This is a genomic window from Bacillus sp. ok061, from assembly GCF_900108285.1.
In the GTDB taxonomy this organism is placed as follows: Bacteria; Bacillota; Bacilli; order Bacillales; family Bacillaceae_G; genus Bacillus_A; species Bacillus_A thuringiensis_S.
On sequence record NZ_FNUW01000008.1, the window covers coordinates 15,618 to 36,398 of the forward strand.

The following is a 20,781-nucleotide window of genomic DNA, read 5'->3' on the forward strand; positions in this document are numbered from 1 at the left end:
TTGTTCAGGAGGTATATCGTTTGAAGAAATTATTGCGTATCGTAATGATTACATTTTTAATTTTAGCTGTTGATTTATACGGAAAATTACTCGTTTCACAATATATATTAACCCCATCTCAATCAAAGCAAGAAAATAAAATTGTGAAAAAGAAAAAGCAAATTAAGGAAGACTCCTCAGATACTGTTTTAAATATGATTGGTGAAGACTCTGAAAATTTATTGGCGAAGTGGGGAGAACCCTCTCGAATAGAGCCGTCTGCATACGGATATGAATGGTGGGTATACAATCAGGATTTAACTCAGTATGCTCAATTTGGAGTTTCTGAACGTAAAGTTGTAACGGCGTATGCTGCTGGTGAACAAGTTAAGGTTCCACCTTATTATATAAATGAAAAATATGAAGAAGTATATAAAAAAAGTCCGCCTTCGCATGAAATTTCATTAAAAAGAGGGAAAAATAATTATCAATTTGAACTATCTGATACCGAAGTCATGGAACAACCGTTAATACCTGTAGAAGATGGATGGGCGCAATTGTATTTTGATCAATTTACACATGAGCTTGTGGGTGTTCGTTATATGGATGATGAAACATTATTACGCCAAAAACCGTATCAGCTCGTTTATTCAGGTGAATTAATAGCAGAACAACCATTGACTCCAGAAAAAATAAAACAAGTAGAAAATGGGAATATGCAACAAATTTTTGATTTAACAAATATCATTCGAAGTCGTCATAAATTATCATTATTAACATGGGATCAGGAAACAGCAGATGTTGCTGTTGGTCACAGTAAAGATATGAAAGACAATAATTATTTTTCTCATGACTCACCTACATTAGGTACGCTAGGAGATCGTTTGCAACGCGGGAAAGTAGGATTTCAACTTGCTGGTGAGAACATAGCGGCGCAACATAGTGATGGAATTGCGGCAGTGCAAGGTTGGTTAAATAGTGAGGGGCATAGAAAGAATTTATTAAATGAACAATTTACAGGATTAGGTGTTGGTGTATACGATAAATTTTATACACAAAACTTTATTCGAAAATAAAGCGAAACTGTAAGCGGTGGGGTGTTATATCACCTAATTAGTTACTTCGTATTCACTGAATTGTAGGTGGGAATCTGACCGTATGCAAATAGCAGAAAAAAAGGTGCATGAATCGTCTGAAAATAGGCGAACCATGTGCCTTTTTTTTCTTACTATATAGTAGATATACATGGAGAGGTGAGGATTATGCCAACAACAAAAGGACCGTTACATCCATCGGTTCAACAGTTTAAAGAATTTGTAAACCATCACCCTAAAATGGTTCATGAGGTTAGAAGTGGTCACAAAACATGGCAACAATTTTATGAAGAATGGTACTTACTTGGTGAAGAAGATCCAATATGGGCAACTTATAGACCGGATGGAGCGCCTGCGTTTTCTTCGGTAAAAGAAAATAAAAAAGAAAAAGATAATCGAACTGAAGAGGAAAAAACTACTGATGTGATGGGGCAAATGCTTTCTTTTTTTAAAAAGTTGGACGTGGAACAAATGCAGAACCATTTAGCCAATGTGACGAGTGCTATTGGGAGCGTGCAACAAGTTATTCAGCAATTTCAAGGTAACCGTACGCAGCAAGAACAAAGTACTTCAGAAAATAACCCGTTTTTCTTTCAAAAGGATTAGGGGGAAAGATGATGAGAGCAGAAATTATGGAGTTTATAAAGGCTGATGAGGATTTATCTCGCTATATTAGAGAGCAACCGTACTGGTATAGAAAATTAACACGAAATCCTGAAGAAAAAGAGGCTTTTGAGTTAGCGGCGATGCAACATTTCAAAAAAACAATACCAGATAAAGTGGAAAAGTTTCAAAATCAATTGGCCGTTGCTTCGATTATGATTGATATGTTTCAGTATATGAAGCAACAAAATGCAACCTAATTGGAAGTGAAAAATATGTCCGTCATGCAGAACTTTTGTTACAATAGAGGTTGATTATTTAAAAAGGAGTTGCAGCATGACGGAAATTTGTTTAGTACGACATGGACAAACTGATTGGAATTTTCAAGAAATTATTCAAGGGCGAGAAGATATTCCGCTTAATGAAGTTGGTAAGAAGCAAGCGAGTCAAAGTGCAGCTGCTTTACAAGAAGAAACGTGGGATATCATTATAAGTAGCCCATTAATTAGAGCGCAAGAAACGGCTAGTGAAATCGCAAAGGCGGCTGGATTACAATCGATTTTATTAGATGAGCGATTTGTTGAACGGAATTTTGGAGAAGCTTCAGGGAAGCCAGTTGCGGCTGTTAGAGAGTTGATTGCTGAGGGGAAAGTAGAAGGTATGGAGCAAGATGAAGAGATTGTAGCTCGTTGCTTTGCTGCTTTAGAAGATGTTGCAACAACTCATTTTGGCAAACGTATTATTATTGTTGCTCACTCACACGCGATAAAAGCGATTTTACATGCCATTGAACCAGATGAAATTACATTTAAGACACCATTAAAAAATGCGTGTATTAGTTATGTGAAACAAAATAGTGGGAAATGGGATGTTCTTAAATATAATATAGCGGAACATATTAATGTATAAGTGTGTACGGATATAGTGTGAAAATAGTTTCATTATATCTTTCTTTTGAGTAAGTCACTTCAATTAGTAGTTCTAATCTAAATGTGGTATGATGGATACTCGGAGGTGTCTCTCATGATTGTAGCGACGCTAGAAAGCGTATTAATATTAGATAAGGCAGAGCAGCTTGCAAAAGCGATTATCTGTTCAGATATAGCAGAAGATTATCGTAAGTATTATAGAGAATTACATGAAGATATGGAACTTCAGACGTTAATTCAGCAATTTACAGCGATGAAAGAACGGTATGAGGAAGTACAGCGTTTTGGAAAATACCATCCTGACTATACTACCGTGTCGATGAAAATGAGAGAATTAAAGCGTTCTGTGGACTTACATGATAAGGTTGCAGCTTTTAAAAGAGCAGAAACTGCTTTGCAGAAGTTATTAGACGAAGTTAGTGTAGCAATCGGTTCGGAAGTGTCTTCTTCCATTAAAGTGCCAACAGGAAATCCATTCTTTGATGCTGGTGGTTGTGGTGGAGGTTGTGGTACTGGCGGAGGTTGTGGTTGTAAAAAAACGGGGTGATGTACCCCGTTTTTTAGAAGTTGGAAGAAAACGTATACAGAGTTTGTCCTGTAATGTTATAAATTTCTGATTGGTTTTCATAGAATATAAAATATATGTTTTTAAAAGGAGAAGATGGAGAAGATTATGTTCGGGCAACGACAAAGTATGATTGTTTATTTACATTCATTGAAACATGCCAAGATTTTAAGGAAATATGGTAACATACATTACATATCAAAACGATTAAAATATGCTGTAGTATATTGTGATATGGAACAAATTGAGCATATGATGCATAAGTTGAACAAACTTCCTTTTGTGAAAAAGATAGAACAGTCGTATCGCCCGTATTTAAAAACGGAATTTGAAAATTCGCGTCCTGATCGAGCAAAAGAATACGATTATAGCTAATAGAAAAAATCCCCTGCTAAATTTAGCGGGGGATTTTTCACTTGAAATATAGTGTTATTTCATCGGAGGAATGAAATTATTCATTCGTAAAATACCAATTAAATGATTAAAAAATAGTTCTTTTTCTGGGAAAGTTGTAGATGGTTTTACAGTAAAGGTAGCCACTTTTTTCCCAAGTTGTTCTGCCGTTTCTTCAAATAAAACGACACGTTTACTTTTTTTATTTTCAAATACAGGAATGCCTTCACGACATATGTATAATGGCTGGAAATCACCAGTAGTAGTTGGTTTTAATATTACAACAAGCGAACACACTTTTTTATCGTTTTTTATCGTTTCAAATTGTAACATATGTGCTATACGTTCTTGATTTGTTTTGGCAATTTCAAGTAATTCATATAAATCAGAGTAGCCTTCTCCAAGTTCTATAAAGCGCTGAATCATATTTTTTCCTCCTCTTTCTTTTACTGTACCATTTCACTTTTTAAATGAAAAGCACACAAAGAAAAAAAACCCTGCATAGCAGGGCCCTTCTTATACTAGCATGTGCTAGTAAGAAGGCAAAGGGAGAGGAGAAACCGGAGGAAGAACTTATGGGGAAACGTAAGTCTTCTCCGCGGTTGGCAACAACATCGAAGGTGATGTTGTTATAATTATTTATGTCCAATCTAAATGAAGATATACATAATGAAATTAAATTTTATGTTGGGCTTTTTATTTTTCTTTTTTTTATTTTGTGATAGGATAAAAAAGATAAAGTGGAACTAATATACATATTGGATTCACTTTAGTGAATGATGAGATGAATACATAAAAATAACGAGTGGTTATTTGATGCTGAGTTTTCTAATATTTAGGTGAATGTAATTTGTTAACGGTTACCGAAGTAGAAATGGCTTTCAATAATCGCTCGATAGATTGAAATAAAGGTAGTGACAACAGATGAGAGTAGTTTCAGGAAAATGTAAAGGACACCCACTTAAAGCGGTTCCTGGTAATACAACACGTCCAACGACAGATAAAGTAAAAGAATCTATTTTTAATATGATAGGCCCTTATTTTGATGGTGGTATCGCCCTTGATTTATTTGGCGGTAGTGGTGGTCTTGGAATTGAGGCTTTGAGTAGAGGGATCGATAAAGCAATTTTTGTTGATAGGGATAGTAAAGCGATAAAAGTGATTCATCAAAATTTAGAAAGCTGTAGAATACAGGAACAAGCTGAAGTATATCGAAATGATGCGGAACGTGCAGTAAAGGCGCTAATAAAACGTGAAATGTCATTCGATCTTATATTAATAGATCCTCCATATAAAGAGCAAAAAATTGTATCTTTAATTAGTGTAATGGATCAACATGGATTACTACATAGTGATGGATTAATTATGGCAGAGCATGGTAATGATGTGGTTTTACCGAATTCAATAGGCAGGCTTGTGAAAGTACGAGCTGAGAATTATGGGATTACTGCAATATCGATTTATAAGTATGAAGGTGAGGGGACAGAATGACAAGTATAGCTATTTCTTCAGGAAGTTTTGATCCAATTACCCTTGGGCATCTGGATATTATTAAAAGGGGAGCAAAAGTATTTGATGAGGTGTACGTAGTCGTTTTAAACAATTCATCAAAAAAACCATTCTTTTCAGTTGAAGAGCGATTAGAACTAATTCGAGAAGCGACAAAGGATATCCCGAATGTAAAAGTAGATTCGCATAGTGGGCTGTTAGTAGAGTATGCAAAAATGCGTAATGCAAATGCAATATTACGTGGTTTACGAGCAGTTTCTGATTTTGAATATGAGATGCAAATTACTTCTATGAATCGAAAATTAGATGAAAATATTGAAACATTTTTTATTATGACAAACAACCAATATTCATTTTTAAGCTCGAGTATTGTGAAAGAAGTTGCGAGGTATGGAGGAAGTGTAGTAGATCTTGTACCTCCTATTGTGGAGCGTGCTTTAAAAGAAAAGTTTCAAACCCCGTTAAAGTGAACGGGGTTTTTCTTTATACGTGCGCAAAAATAATAAAATAATATATAAGTATAGACAAAATAATGTAAAAATTGGTCCGTAATGTATAAAAGATGTCCAAATTTCATGTAGTATAGAAGGATGCTTGGATAAAAATACAGGAATATCTTTTGGTATAGGTGAGAAAGAACTCACTTTCTCATAAAATGGTGTCCAAAATACAAATGTAAAAATAGGGGCAAGAATACTTTGAATAATTCGTGCGAAAAAATAGGGTTTAAATCGGATATCTGTTTCAGCTAATATGCTAGCAACTTGTGCCTGAATAGAAAGACCGCTAAATGCTAAAATGAAGCTTGTTACCATAGCTTGTTGTAAGAGCGGTGTTTCATTTATTTGACTAATCATTTGGCTTCCGAGTGTCATTTCGAAAATACCTGATAATATAGGTATACTAAAATCTGTACTTAGTTGGAAGAATGATAAAATATGTTGCATAATAAAAGAAAGAGCTGCTGTAATGTGGAATACAGTAATCATTTTATTTAACACAGAGAATAAAATAATAAATCCGCCAATCATAAGTAATGTTTGAATAGAAGAAACGATAGCATCCCCAAGTAATTTACCGATTGGCCTTTTTTCTTGTAAGCGTGTCTCGTGAAGAATTAAAAAAGGATTTTGAAAGCGGCGTTTTTTTGTAGTGTGTGTGTTATTTTTGTAAGCGGTATTATGTCCGTAAAAACGCATAATTAATCCGACGGCAAAGTTACTGAAATAATGGGCAGCCGCTAATATAATTCCTAATTTCGGATTATTAAAAAAACCGATAGACACAGCACCGAAAATAAAAAGTGGATTAGAAGAATTTGTGAAAGAAACGAGGCGCTCCGCTTCAATCTGAGTTAAAAGATTGCTTTTTCGTAGTCTAGCGCTTAATTTGGCGCCTGCAGGGAAACCAGAAGCCATTCCCATGGCCCAAACAAATCCACCTATCCCTGGAACGCGAAAAAGTGGGCGCATGAGTGGTTCTAATATAACGCCAATAAATTTTACAACACCGATACTAATTAGAAGTTCCGCAATGATGAAAAACGGTAGTAGTGAAGGGAATACAACTTCCCACCATATATTTAACCCGCGAATAGAAGCTTGCAAAGCGGCTTGGGGGTGGAGTACAAGAGAAAAGGTTAAAAATAGCGTTGATATGGTAAGGAAAGCGGTTTTCCATTTTTCATACATGTAAGTAAATCCCCCTTTGTCCCAAAAAACGTTCATTTCAGTATACGTGGATACGTAGTGAATTTAGACCATAAGTATGAAAAAGGAATGAAAAAAATTAAAGGGTGAGAAAAATGAAAGAACCAAAGATTGGTTTAGCACTTGGGTCTGGAGGAGCGAAAGGGTTTGCTCATATTGGTGTAATAAAGGTTTTAAGGGAAGCGGGTATCCCTATTCATATGATTGCAGGAAGTAGTATGGGGGCGCTAATAGGTACGTTTTATGCGGCAAGTAGTAACGTTGAAAGATTGTATAAATTGGCATCTGTTTTTAAGCGGAAGTATTATTTAGATTTCACGGTACCAAAAATGGGATTTATTGCTGGAAAACGTGTCAAAGATATGATTAAAATGTTTACATATAATAAAAATTTAGAAGAGTTAGATATCCCGACGGCTGTTGTGGCTACTGACATACTGAAGGGGGAAAAAGTGGTTTTTACAAGTGGGCCAGTTGCAGATGCGGTGAGGGCTAGCATATCTGTTCCTGGAGTGTTTGTACCAGAAAAAATAGATGGACGATTATTAGTGGATGGTGGAGTTATTGATCGCATCCCAGTATCGGTTGTGAAAGAGTTAGGGGCCGATATTGTTATCGCTGTTGATGTATCTCCAATTAAGGTGAATGGAGATGTTACGTCCATTTATGACGTAATCATGCAAAGTATTGAAATTATGCAGCATGAGCTTGTAATGAATCGGCAAATTGCATCGGATTTAATGATGCGACCAGCTGTAGAGCAATTTAGTTCACGTGCTTTTACGAACATTGAAGACATTATTCGAGTTGGAGAAGTAGAAGCGGAAAAACATGTTTCAAATATTTATTTATTAATTGAGCAGTGGAAGGAGAAACATAATGTTTAAGCGTTTTCGGTTTATATATGCAATCTTAATAGGGGTTATATTGGCGATGTTACTTGTTTACGTACGTTTACCGTATTATGTAACAAAACCAGGAATGGCTGCCAAATTAGAGCCTTACGTTCAAGTTGAGGGTGGAACGAAAGAATCTGGTGATTTTATGCTTGTTACGGTTTCAATGGGGCCAGCAAATGTGGTGAATTTAATAGCGGCACAGTTTAATAAATATACACATATTTCGAAAGCGGAAGAAATATTGCAAAAAGGTGAGAGTGATGAAGAATATCAATTTCGCCAAAATTATGCGATGAAAGATTCACAAAATGCAGCAATTTATAATGCATATAAACGTGCAAATCGCTCTGTTTCTTTTGAAAATAAAGGTGTATTAGTTGCTGGTGTGGCAAAAGGAATGCCGTCAGAAGGAAAGCTTAAGCTTGGTGATGTTATTATAGCTGTTGAAGGAAAAACATTTGAAAAGACGGAGCAATTTATTGAATATATGACTGGGAAAAAAGAAAGCGATGCTGTAAGTATTGAGTACATGAGAAATGGAAAACAATTGAAAGAAAATTTAAATGTAAAGACGATTCCTAATGGAAATGGACGTGTCGGTATAGGTGTTTCTATCGTTACGGAAAGAGAATTAGTGGTCGATCCGAAAGTGAAAATTAATTCTCATGAAATTGGTGGACCATCCGCAGGTTTAATGTTCACATTAGAAATATATAATCAACTTGTGGAAGAAGACTTAACAAAAGGACATGAAATAGCTGGAACAGGTACAATTAATGAAAAAGGAGAAGTGGGCCCAATTGGTGGTATAAATCAAAAAGTGGTGGCTGCTAGCGATGCCGGGGCTGAAGTGTTCTTTGCGCCAAATGAAAAAGGTGCGGAGAAATCGAACTATAAAGATGCACTTGAGACTGCAAAGGATATTAAAACAAAAATGAAAATTATACCAGTGGATACGCTGGATGATGCGTTAACATATTTAGAAAAGATGGATAAGGAAAAAACCTCTCTGAAATAGAGAGGTTTTTTTTATAGGAATTTTGTAGTTGTTTCATCATAGCGAATAGGATGGTGTGTTATATCCTGTTTTAATAGTTGCGTGCGTAACGGTTCGTGCATGATGGAGAAATATACAGAGTTTGCTTTTTTCTCTATATCTAAAGCGGCATGGTCAAATGTTTTTGTATGAGTAAGGATTGGAAGTTCGATTTTTTTCTTGTTTTTTGAAAGATAAGTTTGTCCTTTTTGTGACATGCCTAACAGGCGGATATATGGTGCGTGTTGTTCTATATTTGCGCTACGTATTTCTTCTTTTGTTGTGTTTGTTAAAATGTGTGTACAAGCTCTTTGTAATCTAGTCCATGTATAACGTTTTGTTTTTAATGCTTCCATGAATGAATAGAAGGAGGAACTGTTTTGTATTTTTGATAAAATACGATGCTCTAAACCTTCTTCTATTTCATATATATGTCGTAAGTCCCCTGGAGACATCGTCATGAGTTTATATTTAAAAAATGAAAAGTATTGTTCCCAATTATGTAATATCCCGTAGTTTTGTTTGTAATTTGCTAAAAGCGAAGTGGTTGCCTGTGGGAGAAAAGGTTCGATTGTTGTAAATGATCCTTCTTCGCTAAAGAGTTGTTTTCGGATGCTTGTCGCGCTTGCAATATATTGGTCATTAAATGTTTCATCATGATAATGAGAGGCAAATCTTTGTATAGTCTGAGCTTGTATAGAACTATTTTGTGACAGAATTGCTTTCATATATTGGAAGCCTAAAATATTATTTGGTTGTGACATATCTATGTTGTTTTCGGATGTTAAAATGTGTGAGAAAGCATCTGATGTTGCTTTTGCATAACTATTACCAGCGTCCATGAATTGTTTTACAAGGCAGTTAAAAGTCTCTTCTTCGTTTTTTTGTACGGAGATGGTATTATAAAAATTTTTGATTTGTCCATCCTCACTACCGAAACAAATTTCAGAAACACGTAGGGCATTTAAAATGGAAATAGCACCATGTGCGAAGGTTTCAGCCTTCTGTGTTGCAAAAACGTATGGAAGCTCTACAACAAGGTCTACGCCGTTTGCTAAGGCCATTTTAGTGCGATACCATTTGGAAATGAGTGCGGGCTCACCACGCTGTAAAAAAGGACCACTCATAACGGCAATTATTATATCGGATTGTGTTAACTTTTTTGTCTGTTGCACATGATAAAGATGACCGTTATGAAAAGGGTTATATTCAACAACAATACCACCAGCTTTTATGGTAATCTCTCCTTTCGATGTAGCATCTTTTTGAAAAACGTGATACTCTATATATTATTTACTATGATGACTTCATTATAGTGTAAAGAAAAAACATTGACAAATATAAAATGGCTAGCTATAATTTTGTTTGTTGCCTTGAGGTGATATGATATGAAATGGTCCATCCATCAATTGAATAAATTGAGAAATAAAGGATTGACATTGGATGAGATGGTAGATGTAAGTGAGCTAAAAGAGGTCGAGAAAGATATTCGTGAAATTAATCCTGTGCATGTAATGGGAAGAGTTGATTTTGGCTCCGGTAAGTTTACGTTTCATCTACATATAACTGGAAGCATGGTTTTACCATGTTCTCGCTCTTTAGTAGATGTGACATTACCATTTGACATTAAAACAACTGAGGTGTTCCAAACTTCACAAGAAGAATTTGAAACTGAAGCTGAAATTCATTCTTTAGAAGGAGAAGTACTTGACTTACTGCCCGTAATCAAGGAAAATATACTTTTGGAGATTCCAATGCAAATTTTCAGTGATGATGTTTCTGGTGGAGCACCGACGCAAGGTCAAGACTGGCAAGTGATTTCGGAAGAAGACAAAGAAAAGACTGTTGATCCAAGATTGGCAGGACTTGCAAAGTTTTTTGACAAATAATCGGAAGACTGGTTCAGGCCTTCATATGAAAATAACTATTTCTTTTAAGGAGGTGGGAAGAATGGCTGTACCTTTTAGAAGAACTTCTAAAACAGTAAAAAGAAAGCGTCGTACGCATTTCAAATTATCAGTACCTGGTATGGTAGAGTGCCCAAGCTGTGGTGAAGCGAAATTAGCTCACCGTGTATGTAAAGCATGCGGTACTTACAAAGGTAAAGAAGTAATCAGCAAGTAATTGCGGGAAAATAAACGCAGAAGATATCTTCTGCGTTTATTTTTTTTGTCTTAATCTTTAGTTGTTGTATTCTATCTTTTCTAGTAACTGCATATGCTTAATAAAAAATGCATAGGGAGGACTAGAGAGATGGCGACAACAAGACAAGATGCTTGGACTGATGATGAAGATTTGCTTCTGGCAGAAGTAGTACTCCGGCATATTCGAGAAGGTGGAACACAACTTTCTGCCTTTAAGGAAGTGGGGAAAAATTTATCACGTACACCAGCAGCATGTGGATTTAGATGGAATTCTTACGTAAGAAAGCAATATAAAGAACGTATTGAGGAAGCAAAGCAACTTCGTAAAGTAGAAAATTATGAAGTGAAAGAGACGAAGGTGTTAGAACCTACGTCAATTACGTTGAATGATGTTATTGATTTCTTGCAAAATTATAAAGATGAAAACTCTTTAACGGTGTTGCAACAACAAGTTGAATCATTACAAACAGAAAGAGAGCGTCTTCTGGAGCGATTATCAGTATATGAGGAAGAGTATAGAACATTACTTGATTATATCGATCAAAAAAGAAGTGTAATGGTAGTGGAAAGAAACAATGCTCGCTCGAATGAGAAGTTAGAGAAGCTTAAGAAATAAAAAACAGCTGTTATACAGCTGTTTTTTATTTCTTAAGCCGATTCTTCGTTTGTAACCGTATTCAAATTTGTTTCTGGATGCCAAATATAAAAATCTCCATCAGTTACTGATACGGGGTTGAAATTTAATTTATCCCAAAAACCAGATGAATGAATACGCGCTATCGTTTTAATAGGAAATTGCATTTGTTTCGCATGATTTACAAGCATTTGCCCGAATCCTTGTTTTTGAAAAGTTGGTAATACTTCAAGTTTATAAAGTTCTAGGTAAGGACCTGTAATTTCGAATGGTTCTCCGCCGTTTCTTTTCATATATAGACTCATACGTGCAATTAGTGATCCGCCATAATAAATACCGTAAAATGGAGATTCACTGTCGTTTTCAATAATGTTTGCTTGCAATTCTTCCAGCATAGATAGTTCTTGGGCTCCGCACCCTTTAAATTTTTTAAATTCATCTAACGTTTTATAATTGATGAGCAAGCGCTCAACTTTTGGGAATCCCATTACATCACATCCTTTTCTTATCTCGTTGAATGCAGAAAAGTAAAAATATTTACAATAATAGTATAACTCATTTTTTTATTTTTATGAAGAAGATAGTATATTTCTTTTATTATTTTTTTGAGTATTTGCTAAACTAAGAGTATAAGTGTATTAATAGGCAGTATATACGTAGTGAAAAATGAAAGTGTATTTGTTTGGCAGAGGACAACGAAATTATAGGGCGTGCTCATGTACTTTAAAAAGATATAAAAAAGGGGGGAGGCAAGGGCGCTTAATGTGAATCCCTTGTGTGAAAATGAAAATTGGAATTGTCGGACCAGGTGCTATTGGTCTATTGTATACATTTTATTTACAAAAAAGTAACCAAAATGTTACGTTGTTTACAAGAACAGCTAAGCAGGCTGAAGAGTTAAATGAAACAGGTGTAACTTGTATTAGAGATGGAACATGTGAAACAGTATATCCATCTGTTTTACCGATAGAAAGTATGGTAGCGCAAAATTTAGATTATATATTTATTGCTGTGAAGCAATATCATATAGATGACATACTACCGTTTGTGGAAGGGGCATCATCATTAATCTTTTTGCAAAACGGAATGTCACATCTTCAAAAGATGCTGAACATAGGGAGTGAAAATATAGCTGTTGGTATTGTAGAACATGGTGCGAAAAAAGAGGGAGGGCATATCGTTCATCATACTGGAGTTGGGGTAACAAAATTTGGAGTGGTTTGTGGTCAATCTATACATTTTGAAGGTGTATTCCATTCTTTTCCTGTTTCTTATTTTCCAGTTCAAATAGAAACGGATTGGAAAGAGGTTATGCATAAAAAATTAGTAGTAAATGTATGTATCAATCCGTTGACGGCGTTATTGGGAGTTAAGAATGGTGAATTAATCAAGAATCGTTTTTTTTATCAAATGATGGAGCAAGTGTTTCAGGAGGTCGTATTTCTTATTAGAGGAGAAAAAGAAATGGTATGGAAAATGGTACGCAATGTGTGTGAAGGAACGTCTCGTAATACATCCTCTATGCTAGCGGATGTAAGAGCGAATAGACAGACGGAAATTAATGCGATTGTTGGATATGTATTAGAAGAGGCTAAGAAACAGCAACGACCAGTTCCGACACTTCAATTTTTGTTCGATGCAATAAAAGGTTTAGAAACAAGAGTATAAGTGTTATTCTTTGCTTTTACTTGAAACATTGACTACAATGTGGATTGGTGAGAGAACTGGATACGAAAGGAAGAATTATATGGAGATAAAAGAAATCTCTGTTCCGCAACAAGGTGTTGTAGCGGACTATATGAACGGTAAAAAAGAGATACAGTCATGTTTTGATTATATGTTAACAGAAGATGCTTTTAAACAGCGTTTACATGATTTGCGTGAAAGGGAGTTTTTCCGCCAAGATTTAGTAGCGCATTTATTAGAATATAATACAAAATTACAAGCGGGAGAATCTACACTTCAAAATGTAAAAGCGCTTGGAGATGAAAATACATATGTTGTAATAGCTGGACAACAAGCGGGGTTATTAACTGGACCGCTTTATACAATTCATAAAGTTATTTCAATTTTAAAGCTTGCAAAGGAAAAAGAAGAAAGTTTAGGGGTGAAAGTTGTCCCTGTCTTCTGGATTGCGGGTGAAGACCATGATATGGATGAGATTAACCATACTTTTGTAGCGAAAAATAAAAAGATGAAAAAAACTATTTTTTATGATCGTAATCCGAAAAAGGCGAGTGCTTCTGAGTCTGAACTTTCTGTTGAAGATTGTAGAAATTGGATTGAAGAGATTTTTAAAACATATCCAGAAACAAATTTTACAAAGGATGTATTAAAATTTGTTGATGATGCTTTGGAAAAATCGAATACGTATGTAGATTTCTTTGCTCATCTTATTACGAAAATCTTTGCTAATTCTGGTTTAATCCTTGTTGATTCACATCATCCTGAATTAAGAAAGTTAGAAATTCCATTTTTAAAGCGAATTATAAGTAAGTATAAAGAGGTACAAGAGGGCCTTCGTAATCAGCAGGAAGTAATTAAAGAACTAGGATACAAACCGATTATTGAAACGAAGTCTCATGCAGTGCATATATTCATGGAAATAGATAATGAACGAGTATTGCTTGAAGAGCATCAAGGTAAGTTTGTTGGAAAGGATGGGGCGCATTCATTTTCATACGAAGAGTTGATTGAAGAGATGGAGAGAAATCCGGCACGTTTTAGTAATAATGTTGTAACACGTCCTCTTATGCAAGAGTATGTATTTCCTACGCTCGCATTTATTGGAGGTCCAGGGGAATTAGCTTATTGGAGTGAATTACAACAAGTATTCCATACTGTCGGTTTTCAAATGCCACCTGTCGTTCCTCGTCTTACAATTACTTATGTGGAGAGATATATAGCGACAGATTTATTCGATCTGCAATTGAGAGAAAGTGATCCGTTTTTAAATGATGTAGATAAACTGCGTGAAAACTGGTTGTCTAATCAAATAGAGGAACCGATTGATGATCATTTTGAAAAGGCGAAAAAAGAAATTGCCGATATTCATACATCTTTACAGCAATTTGTAAAGAAAATAGAGCCGGGGTTAGGTGCGTTTGCAGGGAAAAACGAATTGAAAATTAATGAACAAATTGAACTGCTGGAAAGAATGTTGAAAAGAAATGTTGAGAAAAAGTATGAGGTTCAGCTAAATAAATTTCGCCGTATACAATTCGCACTTCGTCCATTAGGTGCGCCGCAAGAACGTGTGTGGAATGTATGTTATTATTTAAATCAGTTTGGTTTGGATTTCGTTGATCGTGTAATGGAAAACCCTTTTTCTTGGGACGGAAAACATCATGTTATAAAACTATAAAATCTTGCTCTTTGGAGCAGGATTTTATTTTTATTCCGTTGAATTTACTGTGAAGTGATTTTTTTCTGAATTATCAATCAAAAAAATAGATATGGTAATTGTGTTGGATACTTAAATATATGACAAAATAGCACAAAATGTAAACGTATTATTCGCTTTTTCGACAGTTTTTTATTTAAATTCCCGCAAAAGATGATAAAATTTAGTATATAATAAAAGAAAATAGCGATTTGTATAGTATGTTGCCTTTATTGGTAAGTTAAATGAGTCGTTCTTTCGTATTATTTCATTCTCTAAGCATGAAAGATGTGTTTAGAGGAAGGGATACATTCAACATAATTAATTGGAAAAAGAGTAGGTGCAACAATGTTTAAACACGTAACAGTGCTTTTAAAGGAAACAGTAGACGGCTTAGATATAAAGCCAGATGGTACATATGTAGATTGTACACTGGGGGGAGGAGGACATAGTTCTTATTTATTATCCCAATTAACTGAAGGTGGAAAATTAATAGCGTTTGATCAAGATGAGATAGCGATTCAAAACGCGAAAGAAAAGTTCTCTTCATACGGTGAACAGTTTATAACAGTAAAGAGTAACTTCCGCTATTTAGCTGAAAAACTGCAGGAAATAGGTATAACAGAAGTAGACGGTATTTTATTTGATTTAGGTGTTTCATCCCCACAATTAGATACACCAGAGCGAGGCTTTAGTTATCATCATGATGCACCGTTAGATATGCGGATGGATCAAGATGCCCCATTAACAGCATATGATGTTGTAAATAGTTGGTCATATGAACAACTTGTAAGGATTTTCTTCCAATACGGTGAAGAGAAATTTTCAAAACAAATTGCAAGAAAAATTGAAGCTTATCGTGAGAATAAAGCTATTGAAACGACAGGAGAATTAGTAGAGCTAATTAAAGAAGGTATTCCGGCTCCTGCTCGTAGAACTGGTGGGCATCCTGCTAAGCGAGTGTTTCAGGCAATTCGTATAGCTGTAAATGATGAATTAAAAGTATTTGAAGAAGCATTGGAATCTGCTATTGAGATGGTTAAGCCAGGTGGAAGAGTTAGTGTTATAACATTCCATTCATTAGAAGATCGCATTTGTAAAACAACGTTTAAGCGAAATAGTACAACGCCACAATTGCCGCCAGGATTACCGATTATTCCTGATGAATTTAAGCCGAAATTAAAGCTTATTACAAGAAAACCGATTTTACCTTCTGATATAGAGCTAGAAGAAAATAATCGTGCGCGTTCTGCGAAGTTGAGAATCGCTGAAAAACGATAAAAGGGAGAGAGAGGTATGACTAATTTAGCTGTAAAGTACAAACAACAAGCGCAAGAAGAGGTGCAAATTCAAACGCCCCCACAGCAGATGGTTAAGCCGAAAGTTAAAGCGAAAATTACAAGAATCGAAAAACTGTTGTATGTAGCGTTTATTGGCTTTTTATTGTATGCCTGTGTCGCGTTTATTGGAAATAAAGCAGGCCTTTATCAAGTTAATGTAGAAGCAGCGACGATAGAAGAAAAAATTGTACAGCAGCAAAAAGAAAATCAAGAATTACAAGCTGAAGTAGAGAAGTTAAGTCGCTATGAACGAATCGCTGAAGTTGCAAAAAAACACGGGCTAGAAATTAATGCGAATAATGTGAAAGGCCTCAAATAAGGCAATAGGTGTGAAGGAACGATGAAGAAGAATATGACTAAATTTCATACCAATAAGGGAGCAGGTTATTTTATGATATTTTTCCTCCTGCTCTTTTTGCTGTTATTAGCCCGATTTTTTTACATACAATCAACAGGAACAGTTCATAATCAAGATTTAGATGAACTTGCTAAACAAAAGCATAGTAAAACAGGAGTTCTTGAAGCGAACAGAGGAACCATTTATGATCAAAACGGTCATGTGTTAGCGCAAGACGCAAACTCTTATAAAATAGTAGCCGCCCTAAAAGGTGCTAACTCTGTTGAGAATAAAGAAGATACTGCAAAGAAAATTGCAGGAGTACTTGGAAAAGGCGAAGAGGATATTTTAGCTTCTTTAAATAAGGAAGGTAGAAGTCAAGTCGAATTTGGAACGTTAGGTAAGGATTTGACGAAAGAAAAGAAGGAACAAATAGAAGCGTTGAAGTTGCCGGGAATATCTTTTATTACAGAAAATGCAAGGGTGTATCCAAACGGTGATTTCGCATCTTATGTTATAGGTCATGCAAAACCAAATGAGAATGGAACCTCGGTAGGTCAATTTGGCATAGAGAAAAGCTTGGATAAATATTTAAGTGCTTCTAACGGAGAAGTAGCATATACAGGTGATCGTAAAGGTGTGTCTCTTGATGGTGGAAAAGTTAATGTAAAGGCACCTAAAAATGGAGATAACGCGTATTTAACAATTGATCAACGTGTCCAAAGTTATTTAGAAGACGCGATGAAAGCAGCAAGTAAGCAATATGAACCAGAAAGTTTAATAGGGATTGTTGCAGATCCGAAAACTGGAAAAATATTAGCGATGTCTACTAAACCTAGTTATGACCCTAATGATCGTCAAATTAAATATTTCTTCAATGACGCAATTGCCAATGCATTTGAACCTGGATCAACAATGAAAATTTTCACGCTAGCGGCAGCTATTAATGAAGGTGTGTACAAAGGGCAAGATTATTATCAGTCTGGGACATATCAAGTCGGAAATAGGAAAATAAAAGATCATAACGGCGGTGCTGGTTGGGGCTCTATCACGTTTGATGAAGGGGTAGAACGTTCTTCAAACGTAGCGTTTGCAATTTTAGGAGATCAAAAACTTGGTCCAGAACGTTTCCGAAAATATATTCATAGTTTTGGATTAGATGAAAAAACGAACATTGATTTATCAGGTGAAGGATCGAATACAATTTTATTTGATCAGCAAATACAACAAGTGACAACAGCTTTTGGACAAGGTTCCACTGTAACACCAATTCAGCTTGTACAAGCTGCAACAGCTATTGCAAATGATGGGAAAATGATGAAACCTTATGCAATTGATAAAATTGTAGATCCGATAACAGGGAAAGTAAAATTAGAACATAAGCCAGAAGAAGTAGGAAAACCTGTTACAAAGGAAACAGCAGCGCAAGTAAGACAGTTATTAGAACGTGTTGTTACATCTCCGAAAGGTACAGGGACAGCTTATAAAATTGATGGATATTCAGTTGGTGGTAAAACAGGTACAGCGCAAATTCCGGATGGAAAAGGCGGCTATATGACAGGAAGACAGAATTATATATTCTCATTCTTAGGTATGGCACCAATGGACGACCCACAACTTGTTGTTTATGTAGCTGTAAAACAGCCGAAATTAAAAGATGATGAGAACGGTGCACAGCCTTTAGCTGATATTTTTAAATATGTAACAAAAAATAGTTTAGAGTATTTAAAGATTAAGCCAAATGAAGTGAAAGATCCGAAAAAACATCTGAAAGAGCAACAAACTACTGTTCCAGATGTAACTGGTAAAACGATGGCTGAAGCGGGGAAAGCAATTGATAAAGCAAAACTTCGTCCAATCGTATTAGGTGAAGGGAAAGTACAGCAACAAGTACCAAAAGCGACTGAACAAACATTGAAAGGCGACCGAGTCTTCTTGGTAGGAGATAAGCCTACAATGCCAAATATACAAGGATGGGCACTGCGTGATGTTATGAATTTAGCGAAGACATTACAGCTTAACTTGAAGCCTTCTGGTACAGGATACGTAACAGAACAAAGTGTGGCGGAAGGAACATTATTACAACCTGGTACAGAATTAGGTGTCACACTCGTACCGCCACTCGAACCACAACAAGAAGCAGAAAAGCCGTAATGGTAAAAGAGAAGAAGTTCTAATTAAATAAGTACAAGCATATATTGGAACAAGCTAGGCGTAAGGGAGGCTTGTTCCGATATGCGTGTATCAAATGTAACAGTTAGAAAACGACTTATTTTTATACTTATATCAGGTATACTTATCTTCACTATTATCGATATTCGTCTTGGATATGTGCAATTTTTTCTTGGGAATATGTTAACGGATCGTGCGAAAGATTCATGGAGTCGTAATATTACTTTTGAACCCGAACGTGGGAAAATTTTAGACCGAAATGGTGTGGAACTTGCCACGAATAAAAGTGCTCCAACTGTCTTTGTTGTACCGAGGCAAATTGAAAAACCAGCAGAGACTGCAGAGGAGTTAGCTGCAGTATTAGGTGTGGAAAAAGATGAGATTTATAAGAGGATTACAAAAAAAGAATCGATTGTAAGGTTAGATAAAGGCGGAAGGAAAATATCACATGACAAAGCGAAAGAGGTACGAGGCTTAAGTTTGAAGGGCGTGTATATCGCAGAGGATTCTATCCGGTACTACCCATTTGGGAATTTTTTATCACATGTATTAGGTTTTGCAGGTAGCGATAACCAAGGTCTTATGGGACTAGAAAAATATTATGATAAGGAGCTAAATGGGGACAAAGGTCATGTGCGTTTTTTTGCAGATGCGAAAGGACAAAGGATGCCTAATGTTGGTGATGATTTCAAAAAACCAGAAGCTGGTTTAAATTTAGGATTAACAATCGATGCGCGTATTACAAGGATTATGGAAAGAGAAATGAATATTGCGGAGTCAACTTATAATCCAGACGGTATGATTGCGATTGCAATGAATCCTAAAAATGGTGAAATTTTAGGTATGTCTAGTCGGCCGAGTTTTGATCCAGCGGATTTTCAAAGTGTCTCTCCAGAAGTGTATAACAGAAATCTACCTGTGTGGAGTACGTATGAGCCTGGTTCAACATTTAAGATCATTACATTAGCTGCAGCATTGAATGAAAATTTAGTAGACTTAGAGAAGGATACGTTTTATGATGATGGAGCAGCTGAAGTCGGTGGAGCTAGATTGAAATGCTGGAAAGCAGGAGGTCATGGCAGTCAAACGTTTTTAGAAGTCGTTCAAAACTCATGTAACCCGGGATTTATTGAACTTGGTGATCGCCTTGGTAAAGACCGATTATTTAAATACATTCGTAATTTTGGTTTTGGGCAGAAGACTGGAATTGACTTGCAAGGTGAAGGCAGTGGGATTTTATTTAATTTAGATAAAGTTGGTCCAGTAGAGCAAGCAACAACTTCATTCGGCCAAGGGGTTTCTGTTACACCAATTCAACAAGTAGCAGCTGTAGCGGCGGCTGTAAATGGTGGAACATTGTATCAGCCGTATATAGCTAAGGAGTTTATTGATCCAAAAAATAATCAAGTTGTTAGTAAAAAGACACCTGTTGAGAAAAGAAAAGTTATTTCCAAGGAAACTTCAGAAAAAGTTCGTTATGCATTAGAGAATGTTGTAGCGAAAGGTTCTGGTAAAGGAGCTTATATTGATGGATATCGTGTAGGTGGAAAAACGGGTACTGCTCAAAAGGTGAAAGATGGTAAATATTTAGAGAATAATTATATTGTATCTTTTATCGGATTTGCTCCAGCGGATGATCCAGAGATTGTTGTGTATGTTGCTGTTGATAATCCAAAAGGGGTTACACAGTTTGGTGGAGTGGTAGCAGCTCCAATTGTCGGGAATATCCTTCGAGATGCGCTTCCTGTTATGGGAGTGAAACCGAGAAAAGAACAAGTTGAGAAAGAATATAAATGGGGCGATACACCAACTGTGGAAGTTCCGAATTTAATTGGAATGAAAAAGAAAGACTTACAAACACAACTCGTCGATTTGCAGCTTGATATAAGTGGAGATGGAGAGAAAGTAATTAAGCAATCACCAGAAGCGGGAGCTAAAGTAAAAGAAGGCTCAAAAATTAGAATTTACTTCGGGAATTAAAGGTAACATAGTACGTTTTATGGTACAATTGGTGGAAGTGAGTTCTTTATAGAACAGTTACTTAATGTGAGACAAT

The 20,781-nt window shown here is 35.8% G+C and carries 23 protein-coding genes; 19 read left to right on the forward strand and 4 right to left on the reverse strand.

From position 1 onward, the window contains the following. Nucleotides 1-20: 20 nt before the first annotated feature. The 6 genes from C4S65_RS12935 to C4S65_RS12960 all read left to right on the forward strand — a co-directional run bounded on the left by C4S65_RS12935 (nt 21) and on the right by C4S65_RS12960 (nt 3,545). The gene (locus C4S65_RS12935) at nt 21-1,055 is read left to right on the forward strand and encodes a CAP domain-containing protein (RefSeq protein WP_000735373.1); all 1,035 of its coding nucleotides are present in this window, start codon (nt 21-23) and stop codon (nt 1,053-1,055) included. Nucleotides 1,056-1,241: 186 nt separating this feature from the next. Beyond that, nucleotides 1,242-1,679, forward strand: coding sequence for a YlbD family protein (locus tag C4S65_RS12940; RefSeq protein ID WP_103945254.1), 438 nt, complete (start codon nt 1,242-1,244; stop codon nt 1,677-1,679). Nucleotides 1,680-1,690: 11 nt separating this feature from the next. Next, complete coding sequence (locus tag C4S65_RS12945; RefSeq protein ID WP_001200990.1) at nt 1,691-1,936, forward strand: YlbE-like family protein; 246 nt, start codon at nt 1,691-1,693, stop codon at nt 1,934-1,936. Nucleotides 1,937-2,012: 76 nt separating this feature from the next. Further along, entirely contained in the window at nt 2,013-2,585 is a 573-nt protein-coding gene (locus C4S65_RS12950) for a histidine phosphatase family protein (RefSeq protein ID WP_000134948.1), read from the forward strand. Between the two features lie 114 nt (nt 2,586-2,699). After that, a complete protein-coding gene (locus tag C4S65_RS12955) occupies nt 2,700-3,152 on the forward strand; it encodes a YlbF family regulator (RefSeq protein ID WP_000634366.1) in 453 nt (150 codons plus the stop codon). A 126-nt stretch (nt 3,153-3,278) separates the two neighbouring features. After that, the gene (locus C4S65_RS12960) at nt 3,279-3,545 is read left to right on the forward strand and encodes a YlbG family protein (protein ID WP_002082261.1); all 267 of its coding nucleotides are present in this window, start codon (nt 3,279-3,281) and stop codon (nt 3,543-3,545) included. A gap of 54 nt (nt 3,546-3,599) precedes the next feature. Here the strand turns inward: C4S65_RS12960 and C4S65_RS12965 are convergent, their stop codons facing one another. Further along, nucleotides 3,600-3,989, reverse strand: coding sequence for a hypothetical protein (locus tag C4S65_RS12965; protein WP_061666355.1), 390 nt, complete (start codon nt 3,987-3,989; stop codon nt 3,600-3,602). 498 nt (nt 3,990-4,487) lie between these two features. On the opposite strand from C4S65_RS12965, the gene rsmD reads away from it, so the two are divergent. Further along, nucleotides 4,488-5,054, forward strand: a complete 567-nt coding sequence (gene rsmD / locus C4S65_RS12970; protein WP_001266977.1) for a 16S rRNA (guanine(966)-N(2))-methyltransferase RsmD — start codon at nt 4,488-4,490, stop codon at nt 5,052-5,054. Beyond that, nucleotides 5,051-5,542, forward strand: coding sequence for a pantetheine-phosphate adenylyltransferase (coaD, locus tag C4S65_RS12975; protein ID WP_000200601.1), 492 nt, complete (start codon nt 5,051-5,053; stop codon nt 5,540-5,542). The genes rsmD and coaD overlap by 4 nt, the downstream gene beginning before the upstream one ends. On the opposite strand, the gene ylbJ is transcribed toward coaD, so the two are convergent. Further along, nucleotides 5,534-6,763: a sporulation integral membrane protein YlbJ gene (gene ylbJ, locus C4S65_RS12980; protein ID WP_000273087.1), complete on the reverse strand. Its 1,230-nt coding sequence runs from the start codon at nt 6,761-6,763 to the stop codon at nt 5,534-5,536. The genes coaD and ylbJ overlap by 9 nt on opposite strands. A 113-nt stretch (nt 6,764-6,876) precedes the next feature. Here ylbJ and C4S65_RS12985 point away from each other — a divergent pair, with 113 nt between their 5' ends. Both C4S65_RS12985 and C4S65_RS12990 read left to right on the forward strand, forming a co-directional pair. Then, nucleotides 6,877-7,668: a patatin-like phospholipase family protein gene (locus C4S65_RS12985; protein ID WP_000662590.1), complete on the forward strand. Its 792-nt coding sequence runs from the start codon at nt 6,877-6,879 to the stop codon at nt 7,666-7,668. Beyond that, entirely contained in the window at nt 7,661-8,698 is a 1,038-nt protein-coding gene (locus C4S65_RS12990) for a SepM family pheromone-processing serine protease (RefSeq protein WP_098838279.1), read from the forward strand. Before C4S65_RS12985 ends, C4S65_RS12990 begins: the two co-directional genes overlap by 8 nt. Nucleotides 8,699-8,709: 11 nt before the next feature. Here C4S65_RS12990 and C4S65_RS12995 read toward each other — a convergent pair whose 3' ends face one another. Next, complete coding sequence (locus C4S65_RS12995) at nt 8,710-9,891, reverse strand: nucleotidyltransferase (RefSeq protein ID WP_240528954.1); 1,182 nt, start codon at nt 9,889-9,891, stop codon at nt 8,710-8,712. A 213-nt stretch (nt 9,892-10,104) separates the two neighbouring features. Here C4S65_RS12995 and C4S65_RS13000 point away from each other — a divergent pair, with 213 nt between their 5' ends. The 3 genes from C4S65_RS13000 (at nt 10,105) to C4S65_RS13010 (ending at nt 11,476) form a co-directional block, all read left to right on the forward strand. Further along, on the forward strand, nt 10,105-10,605 hold the full coding sequence (locus tag C4S65_RS13000) for a DUF177 domain-containing protein (RefSeq protein ID WP_000872137.1): 501 nt from the start codon (nt 10,105-10,107) through the stop codon (nt 10,603-10,605). Between the two features lie 61 nt (nt 10,606-10,666). Then, on the forward strand, nt 10,667-10,840 hold the full coding sequence (gene rpmF, locus C4S65_RS13005) for a 50S ribosomal protein L32 (protein WP_001984764.1): 174 nt from the start codon (nt 10,667-10,669) through the stop codon (nt 10,838-10,840). Nucleotides 10,841-10,969: 129 nt separating this feature from the next. Continuing rightward, nucleotides 10,970-11,476, forward strand: a complete 507-nt coding sequence (locus C4S65_RS13010) for an RsfA family transcriptional regulator (protein ID WP_000246470.1) — start codon at nt 10,970-10,972, stop codon at nt 11,474-11,476. A 32-nt stretch (nt 11,477-11,508) separates the two neighbouring features. Here C4S65_RS13010 and C4S65_RS13015 read toward each other — a convergent pair whose 3' ends face one another. After that, nucleotides 11,509-11,982, reverse strand: a complete 474-nt coding sequence (locus tag C4S65_RS13015) for an N-acetyltransferase (RefSeq protein WP_000506697.1) — start codon at nt 11,980-11,982, stop codon at nt 11,509-11,511. Between the two features lie 295 nt (nt 11,983-12,277). Here C4S65_RS13015 and panE point away from each other — a divergent pair, with 295 nt between their 5' ends. The 6 genes from panE (at nt 12,278) to C4S65_RS13045 (ending at nt 20,705) form a co-directional block, all read left to right on the forward strand. Beyond that, nucleotides 12,278-13,162, forward strand: coding sequence for a 2-dehydropantoate 2-reductase (gene panE, locus C4S65_RS13020; RefSeq protein WP_142391534.1), 885 nt, complete (start codon nt 12,278-12,280; stop codon nt 13,160-13,162). A 79-nt stretch (nt 13,163-13,241) separates the two neighbouring features. Continuing rightward, nucleotides 13,242-14,858, forward strand: a complete 1,617-nt coding sequence (gene bshC, locus C4S65_RS13025) for a bacillithiol biosynthesis cysteine-adding enzyme BshC (protein WP_086407627.1) — start codon at nt 13,242-13,244, stop codon at nt 14,856-14,858. 366 nt (nt 14,859-15,224) lie between these two features. Then, nucleotides 15,225-16,157, forward strand: a complete 933-nt coding sequence (gene rsmH / locus C4S65_RS13030) for a 16S rRNA (cytosine(1402)-N(4))-methyltransferase RsmH (RefSeq protein WP_000472508.1) — start codon at nt 15,225-15,227, stop codon at nt 16,155-16,157. 15 nt (nt 16,158-16,172) lie between these two features. After that, nucleotides 16,173-16,535, forward strand: a complete 363-nt coding sequence (gene ftsL / locus C4S65_RS13035) for a cell division protein FtsL (RefSeq protein ID WP_000182806.1) — start codon at nt 16,173-16,175, stop codon at nt 16,533-16,535. Between the two features lie 72 nt (nt 16,536-16,607). Next, entirely contained in the window at nt 16,608-18,707 is a 2,100-nt protein-coding gene (locus C4S65_RS13040) for a penicillin-binding protein (RefSeq protein ID WP_061666434.1), read from the forward strand. A gap of 81 nt (nt 18,708-18,788) precedes the next feature. After that, nucleotides 18,789-20,705: a stage V sporulation protein D gene (locus C4S65_RS13045; protein WP_001266221.1), complete on the forward strand. Its 1,917-nt coding sequence runs from the start codon at nt 18,789-18,791 to the stop codon at nt 20,703-20,705. The last annotated feature ends 76 nt before the right edge of the window (nt 20,706-20,781 follow it).

What these genes read in the sequence shown, in the direction of transcription:
- C4S65_RS12940 (WP_103945254.1), top strand. Translation starts at nt 1,242, where the DNA reads ATGCCAACAACAAAAGGACCGTTACATCCATCGGTTCAACAGTTTAAA.
- C4S65_RS12945 (WP_001200990.1), top strand. Translation starts at nt 1,691, where the DNA reads ATGAGAGCAGAAATTATGGAGTTTATAAAGGCTGATGAGGATTTATCT.
- C4S65_RS12950 (WP_000134948.1), top strand. Translation starts at nt 2,013, where the DNA reads ATGACGGAAATTTGTTTAGTACGACATGGACAAACTGATTGGAATTTT.
- C4S65_RS12955 (WP_000634366.1), top strand. Translation starts at nt 2,700, where the DNA reads ATGATTGTAGCGACGCTAGAAAGCGTATTAATATTAGATAAGGCAGAG.
- C4S65_RS12960 (WP_002082261.1), top strand. Translation starts at nt 3,279, where the DNA reads ATGTTCGGGCAACGACAAAGTATGATTGTTTATTTACATTCATTGAAA.
- C4S65_RS12965 (WP_061666355.1), bottom strand. Translation starts at nt 3,989, where the DNA reads ATGATTCAGCGCTTTATAGAACTTGGAGAAGGCTACTCTGATTTATAT.
- rsmD (WP_001266977.1), top strand. Translation starts at nt 4,488, where the DNA reads ATGAGAGTAGTTTCAGGAAAATGTAAAGGACACCCACTTAAAGCGGTT.
- coaD (WP_000200601.1), top strand. Translation starts at nt 5,051, where the DNA reads ATGACAAGTATAGCTATTTCTTCAGGAAGTTTTGATCCAATTACCCTT.
- ylbJ (WP_000273087.1), bottom strand. Translation starts at nt 6,763, where the DNA reads ATGTATGAAAAATGGAAAACCGCTTTCCTTACCATATCAACGCTATTT.
- C4S65_RS12985 (WP_000662590.1), top strand. Translation starts at nt 6,877, where the DNA reads ATGAAAGAACCAAAGATTGGTTTAGCACTTGGGTCTGGAGGAGCGAAA.
- C4S65_RS12990 (WP_098838279.1), top strand. Translation starts at nt 7,661, where the DNA reads ATGTTTAAGCGTTTTCGGTTTATATATGCAATCTTAATAGGGGTTATA.
- C4S65_RS13000 (WP_000872137.1), top strand. Translation starts at nt 10,105, where the DNA reads ATGAAATGGTCCATCCATCAATTGAATAAATTGAGAAATAAAGGATTG.
- rpmF (WP_001984764.1), top strand. Translation starts at nt 10,667, where the DNA reads ATGGCTGTACCTTTTAGAAGAACTTCTAAAACAGTAAAAAGAAAGCGT.
- C4S65_RS13010 (WP_000246470.1), top strand. Translation starts at nt 10,970, where the DNA reads ATGGCGACAACAAGACAAGATGCTTGGACTGATGATGAAGATTTGCTT.
- C4S65_RS13015 (WP_000506697.1), bottom strand. Translation starts at nt 11,982, where the DNA reads ATGGGATTCCCAAAAGTTGAGCGCTTGCTCATCAATTATAAAACGTTA.
- panE (WP_142391534.1), top strand. Translation starts at nt 12,278, where the DNA reads ATGAAAATTGGAATTGTCGGACCAGGTGCTATTGGTCTATTGTATACA.
- bshC (WP_086407627.1), top strand. Translation starts at nt 13,242, where the DNA reads ATGGAGATAAAAGAAATCTCTGTTCCGCAACAAGGTGTTGTAGCGGAC.
- rsmH (WP_000472508.1), top strand. Translation starts at nt 15,225, where the DNA reads ATGTTTAAACACGTAACAGTGCTTTTAAAGGAAACAGTAGACGGCTTA.
- ftsL (WP_000182806.1), top strand. Translation starts at nt 16,173, where the DNA reads ATGACTAATTTAGCTGTAAAGTACAAACAACAAGCGCAAGAAGAGGTG.
- C4S65_RS13040 (WP_061666434.1), top strand. Translation starts at nt 16,608, where the DNA reads ATGATATTTTTCCTCCTGCTCTTTTTGCTGTTATTAGCCCGATTTTTT.
- C4S65_RS13045 (WP_001266221.1), top strand. Translation starts at nt 18,789, where the DNA reads ATGCGTGTATCAAATGTAACAGTTAGAAAACGACTTATTTTTATACTT.